Source organism: Candidatus Thioglobus sp. (assembly GCF_028599055.1).
In the GTDB taxonomy this organism is placed as follows: Bacteria; Pseudomonadota; Gammaproteobacteria; order PS1; family Pseudothioglobaceae; genus Thioglobus_A.
This window is the reverse complement of record NZ_JAQRMS010000074.1, coordinates 1-5,854: the sequence shown is the minus strand read 5'-3', so window position 1 is coordinate 5,854 and position 5,854 is coordinate 1. Positions and strand designations below refer to the sequence as shown.

Here is a 5,854-nt window from a genome sequence, read left to right as displayed (position 1 = left end):
ATCACAACCTGTGAGAATAACGACAAAACAATTGATTTATTGTAACCGACTATCGCCTAAACGCAAATCACAACTTTAAAGTGCTTTAAACCCAATCCAAAAAATTGTAACCGACTATCGCCTAAACGCAAATCACAACTTAACACGACTAGGAAACATATTTTTTTTAATTGTAACCGACTATCGCCTAAACGCAAATCACAACTTGGGCGTTTGCTAATGCCTGATTTTTTTGATTGTAACCGACTATCGCCTAAACGCAAATCACAACTATTAATTCATTGTTCATCTTTAATTTGATATTGTAACCGACTATCGCCTAAACGCAAATCACAACCATGGGTAGCGGAACAACTGGTGTTGCTTGATTGTAACCGACTATCGCCTAAACGCAAATCACAACATTACAGCAACAATTGCAATTGTTGCCGTTATTGTAACCGACTATCGCCTAAACGCAAATCACAACGTGGATAGTTGCGATATGTCGATATCGATTATTGTAACCGACTATCGCCTAAACGCAAATCACAACTTGGAATCACCTTCAAGCCCCATATAGCAAATTGTAACCGACTATCGCCCAGCATGGCTTTAGCTAGCGAAGGTGTGCCCAGACCATCAAATACAACCACACCTTCGCTGGTAACAATAAAGCCAGCATTTGAAATAAAGCCTTCATACTCAGTAGCCGCACCGGACAAACCTGAAATATAGTAAGCACCGCCATTAAGATTGTCAGCTGTCACTTCAACACTAACTTTCTCATAGTCATTGGCACTGGCAATAGATACAAACAAGCCCAATAATAAGATTATTTTCTTCATAACTCCTCAATCACCGCTTTAATAGCTTGGGTAATTAGCAATAATTCTTGCTTGTTAATAATAAAAGGTGGCATGGTATAAAGTAGTTTTCCATAAGGTCTGAGCCAGACACCTTGATCAATTAACAATTGTTGAGTTTTTTTCATGTCAATCTCATGGGTTAATTCTATCACGCCAATAGCGCCTAAAATTCGTACATCAGCCACTTTTTCATGCGCTCGCAATGAAGACAATTCACTGTTTAACACGGCTTCAATATTGGCAATATTATCTTGCCATGGCGAATTTAATAACAGCTCAATGCTAGCATTGGCGACACTGCAAGCCAGTGGATTGGCCATAAACGTAGGACCATGCATCAGCGTGCCAACTGTCTTTGAAATTTTATCACTCGTGAGCGTGGCGGCCAGTGTCATATAGCCACCTGTCAGCGCTTTGCCTAAGCATAAAATATCAGGCTCAACATCAACATATTCTAAGGCAAACAACTCACCTGTGCGTCCAAACCCAGTGGCAATTTCATCCAAAATAAACAATACTTGATGTTTGTCACAAAGTGCTTTTGCCTTGGTTAAATATTGCGGATTATAAATGCGCATACCACCCGCGCCTTGCACAACAGGCTCCAGAATCATGGCCGCAATTGTGTCTGAATACGTGTTAAGGGTTTCTTCTAGGTCGTCTAACGCCTCATCCATTGCCACCATGGACGGGCTTTTGACAAAATAGTGCTTAGGCAAGACGCCAGCAAACAAATGATGCATGCCGTTATCAGAATCACACACACTCATGGCGCCAAAAGTATCGCCATGATAACCACCACGTAAGGTGATAAATTTATGCTTATTGGTTTGGCCTTTATTATGCCAATATTGCAACGCCATTTTAAGTGCGGCTTCCACTGCTACCGAGCCAGAGTCAGTAAAAAAGACTTTGGTTAATTTTTCAGGCGTTAATTCAACCAGTGTTTGCGCTAGTTGAATGGCCGGATCATGGGTTAAACCACCAAACATTACATGCGACATTTTGCCTAGCTGGTCAATCGCTGCTTTGTTAAGGTCTGGATGATTGTAGCCATGAATGGCACTCCACCATGAACTCATGCCATCAATAACTCGCTGGCCATTGTCCAGATTAAGATGGATGCCACTTGCTGACTTAACCAAGTAGGTGTCGATTTCACTAGGCACTTTGGCATAAGGATGCCAAATATGTTGCTGATCAAATGTATTCATATAGCTACATTTTACGCAACTTTAGATGAACCTTGCCTTTTCTAATTTTTAAGGAAAGCCCTATCTTCCTTAAAAATTACAAGTTCAAGTATTATAGGCCTTGCCTATAATACTTTTATAAATAATCTTTTAATTCGGCCATGGAATCAATCACCAAATCAGGATTGGTGTCACGAATATCCTCGCCATGGTTGTAACCATACGACATGCAAATAATGTCAAATCCGGCTGCACGTGATGCTTTAACATCGCTCACAGAGTCGCCCAACATCAGTGAGTCTGCTGGCTTAATACCAAAAAACTCTGCACTGTGCAGTAACGGTAGTGGATCTGGCTTCTTCTTGGCCAGCGTATCGCCTGACACCACAAGACCAAAATAATCAAAAATACCTAAATCTTTCAAAATTGGCAGTGTGAACTGCTCAGCCTTGTTAGTTACACAGCCTAGCGTGTAGCCTTGTACCTTCATATAATCCAAGCCTTCTTTAACGCCGTCGTATAAACAAGAGCGTTTTGAAGTATTTACTGCATATAGCTCTAAAAATATTGGATAAGCCTTGTCGTATTCTGCTGCATCAGGCGTGCCTTCTAGTTCGCCCGTTAATGAACGCTCTACCAATTTTGGCACACCGTTACCCACCCAATGGCGCACTTTTGCCTCGCCCCACGGCTCTTTACCCATGGCTTTCATGGTTTCGTCAACACAATAGGCAAGATCAGGTACGCTGTCTACTAGCGTGCCGTCAACATCGATCATAATTAATTTTGGATTAAATTTTTTTGTACTCACTTTAGAACTCTCTTTAGTTATTTTGGTAGAATAGTCTTAGACTAAATTTAAAAAAACATTGTAATGCAAAACTCAACATCAATTGGTTTTATTGGCGCAGGAAATATGGCTTACGCCATTATATCTGGTCTTATTAATCAAGGTATCTCTGCTGACAAAATTAAAATCAGCGATACCGACGAGGCGCTATTATCCCTTCGAAAGGATGAGTTTAACCTCGAAGTCTTTACGGATAATAGCGAACTGGCTAGCAAAGTTGATATTATTGTATTAGCCGTCAAACCCCAAGTTTTATCAGCAGTCTGTCATCAACTTCAACCAACCCTAAAAAATGACACACTCATTATATCGATTGCTGCAGGCATCCGCACTCACGATATTGGGCGCTGGCTGGGTGGCAACAAAGCCATTGTACGCACCATGCCCAACACGCCTGCATTACTCAACCAAGGCGTAACCGGGCTATTTGCCAATGAGTTTGTTAATCAAGAACAAAAACAATTGGCTAGCGATGTCATGCAAAGTGTTGGTCAAAGCCTATGGGTTGAAGAAGAAACAATGCTTGACGCTGTCACTGCATTATCGGGCAGCGGTCCCGCCTATTTTTTCCTAATGATTGAGTCTATGACCAAGGCGGGTGTTGCACTTGGGCTTAGCGAACAAACTGCTCAGCAACTTAGCATTAAAACCGCCTTGGGCGCTAGCATGATGGCTGATACGAGCAAGGAGTCAGCGCGTGAATTGCGCGCCAAAGTAACCTCGCCAAATGGCACCACACAAGCAGCCATAGAATCTTTTCAAGATCAAGATTTTGAGGTGGTTGTCGCTCACGCCATGCGCGCTGCTTATGATAGAGCTGGAGAGTTGGCAGTTGAATTGGGCGAGTGTGACTGAAAAGCACAGTTTTAAATTGCAAGCCTCTAAACTGTATTTTGGCTTGTCGATTTTTGTGCATCTTTGTACACTATCTGTCATCTGGATTTACCAGCATAATCTCTATACAAGCCTAGCACTTAGCTTGGCTTTGGTTATTCATTTTCAATACCTTAACCGCTTTATTCTTCTACAAAAACCCGATTCAATTTTGGATTTTTCCCTAGAAAATCAACAACTCACTACGACCAGTAAACTTGGAGAAAAACATAAATATCCCCATGTTTACTGCGCCTACCAATCTCGCTTTCTAGTGATAATAATGGCGAACAAGCGCCCATTGATTGTCTTTAAAGATTCTCTAATGAGTCATTCTTTATCTCACCTTAATCGACTACTCAATGCTAGAACCTGAAGATACACTCAAGCTCAATGTTCTCATTGCAACTTCAATTGCCATTCGCATTGACAGCTACAAACTCACTGTGGTTGGCCTTAATGCGCAATTCAAAGAGCAGACCATTGAGCTTAAGCCTAATGGTGATAGTGAAGTTTATCTCAAGGCGGTCAAAAAGCTGTTAGTCACTCAAGTGCTTGGCGCCATGGGCGGCTACCCCTCTTATTTAAAGCGCTGGTCAAGAATGGGGCAGGTTGAATCTTCAAATCTTGAGTCACTACTTAAATTAGGCGAAGTGGAGGCAGTAGTTGCGGTTGCTAATTCTACCAACTTAAATAATGAGCTGTTAAAACTTACTTGGTGGTGCGCCACTAATACAGACAGCCAAGCAGAAATTGGACGATTTTTACTCACAAAACCCTTTGTATTGGACACATCCACTGGTCGAGAAATTGCCCAGTATTTGTTAGAATTTTTGCCTTTTGTTAATGACACAGAGCAACTTATTGACACCACCAGCCTAGTACTACAAGGTAACTTAATTGAGCAAGAAGACAAAGACAGATTGTGGAAACAAGGCCAGCGTAAAACAGCCTTTCTGATTGGTTTTGTTGAACGCATGACAGATAATTTACCTAATGAGCTTAATATTCAAGCCAAGCACTTTCAGCACGATGATCTGCAAATAGTCAACAGTAAGCAATCACAGGTTTTTTTAACCACGTTGTCTCATATTTTAAAAAAAATCAACCAAGAATATGTGCTGTATCGTGCACTAGAAGCGTTAGGAAACTACATGCAGCACGATAAAATCAATCCACAGCGATCGATTAATAACATTAACACTCAGATTGAAAGCTTGAACATCGCCGTTGGCGGCGAACAAGACAAGATTAATGCTAGATTATTATTAGCAGGCGTAAGCGAGCAATTAGTCGTGAGCACTATTTCAGCGCACAATTTAACCGGCTCAGCCATTCGCAAAAAACTGGCCAATGTGCTAACACCTATTCAGGATGCGCTAAAAACCCTAACTGCATAACGATAAAGCCGGTTTTTTTTAGATAATGCTACAGCTAAGAACAATTTTTACACAAACCTTGCAACTCTATAACTTGGTTTTCTTTCGGCTTGAAGCTTTGCATATTAGGAAGCATAGCTTGTTTGGATAATTTGCATGACTCCTCCACTGTTTCACAACCAAGACAATGAAACAACACATGAAAGTGATTATGATGAGAATCATTGCAAACCAAATAAGTATTGTTGGATTCTATCTTATGAATCAAACCGAGTTCAATCCAAAAATCTAGTACTCTGTAGATTGTGCTAATATTGAAAGCATGACCCTGTTTTTTCAGTTGCGCCAATAAATCATAAGCAGAAATGCTATTTTTTGAACCCGATAGCTCTTTAATGATCGCCATTCTTTGTTGTGTTGCGCTCTTGCCAAATTGGGCGCATTTTGATAATATTTTATCTGTATCAATCACCAGCCAACCCCACATCAGGAAATTTCAACAGTTTGATTGTAACATTGGTTAATGAGTAGCCACTATCCGCAACATCAAAGCTTTGAGAGCCAACAGTAATTTCTCCTGAGACGATAATTGGCTCATAAAGATCTCGTCGCTCTGTCGGGAACTCTGAAGTATCAACCAATAGCGTTTGATTCAATGGCGGTGGCGGAACATGAATACACTGCCCTGCTTCAGGCACCAATAAAAATTTC

7 protein-coding genes and 1 CRISPR repeat array are annotated in these 5,854 nt (G+C 41.0%); of the genes, 3 read left to right on the top strand and 4 right to left on the bottom strand.

What is annotated here, in order from left to right; all coding sequences use genetic code 11:
- Window positions 1-38: 38 nt before the first annotated feature.
- Window positions 39-601: direct repeats of the CRISPR family, unit length 36 nt; unit sequence ATTGTAACCGACTATCGCCTAAACGCAAATCACAAC.
- Between the two features lie 222 nt (window positions 602-823).
- Both bioA and PSN35_RS05580 read right to left on the bottom strand, forming a co-directional pair.
- A complete protein-coding gene (bioA, locus tag PSN35_RS05585; protein WP_300030642.1) occupies window positions 824-2,062 on the bottom strand; it encodes an adenosylmethionine--8-amino-7-oxononanoate transaminase in 1,239 nt (412 codons plus the stop codon).
- 115 nt (window positions 2,063-2,177) lie between these two features.
- Window positions 2,178-2,852 (bottom strand): phosphoglycolate phosphatase, encoded by a 675-nt coding sequence (locus PSN35_RS05580; protein ID WP_300030639.1) that lies wholly within the window; start codon window positions 2,850-2,852, stop codon window positions 2,178-2,180.
- Window positions 2,853-2,915: 63 nt separating this feature from the next.
- Between PSN35_RS05580 and proC the strand changes: the two genes are divergently transcribed.
- Genes proC through PSN35_RS05565 form a run of 3 tightly spaced genes read left to right on the top strand, consistent with a single transcriptional unit; the run spans window position 2,916 to window position 5,164 of the window.
- A complete protein-coding gene (gene proC, locus PSN35_RS05575; RefSeq protein ID WP_300030635.1) occupies window positions 2,916-3,746 on the top strand; it encodes a pyrroline-5-carboxylate reductase in 831 nt (276 codons plus the stop codon).
- Window positions 3,739-4,140 (top strand): hypothetical protein, encoded by a 402-nt coding sequence (locus tag PSN35_RS05570; RefSeq protein WP_300030632.1) that lies wholly within the window; start codon window positions 3,739-3,741, stop codon window positions 4,138-4,140. Before proC ends, PSN35_RS05570 begins: the two co-directional genes overlap by 8 nt.
- Window positions 4,127-5,164, top strand: a complete 1,038-nt coding sequence (locus PSN35_RS05565) for a hypothetical protein (RefSeq protein WP_300030629.1) — start codon at window positions 4,127-4,129, stop codon at window positions 5,162-5,164. The genes PSN35_RS05570 and PSN35_RS05565 overlap by 14 nt, the downstream gene beginning before the upstream one ends.
- A 34-nt stretch (window positions 5,165-5,198) precedes the next feature.
- Here PSN35_RS05565 and PSN35_RS05560 read toward each other — a convergent pair whose 3' ends face one another.
- On the bottom strand, window positions 5,199-5,615 hold the full coding sequence (locus PSN35_RS05560; RefSeq protein WP_300030626.1) for a Fur family transcriptional regulator: 417 nt from the start codon (window positions 5,613-5,615) through the stop codon (window positions 5,199-5,201).
- Window positions 5,608-5,854 (bottom strand): DUF3299 domain-containing protein (locus tag PSN35_RS05555; RefSeq protein ID WP_300030624.1); only part of this gene is annotated, 247 nt, incomplete at its 5' end. The genes PSN35_RS05560 and PSN35_RS05555, both read right to left, overlap by 8 nt.

Excerpts from the sequence above, each read along its gene's own strand:
- PSN35_RS05565 (WP_300030629.1), top strand. The coding sequence starts at position 4,127 with ATGCTAGAACCTGAAGATACACTCAAGCTCAATGTTCTCATTGCAACT.
- proC (WP_300030635.1), top strand. The coding sequence starts at position 2,916 with ATGCAAAACTCAACATCAATTGGTTTTATTGGCGCAGGAAATATGGCT.
- bioA (WP_300030642.1), bottom strand. The coding sequence starts at position 2,062 with ATGAATACATTTGATCAGCAACATATTTGGCATCCTTATGCCAAAGTG.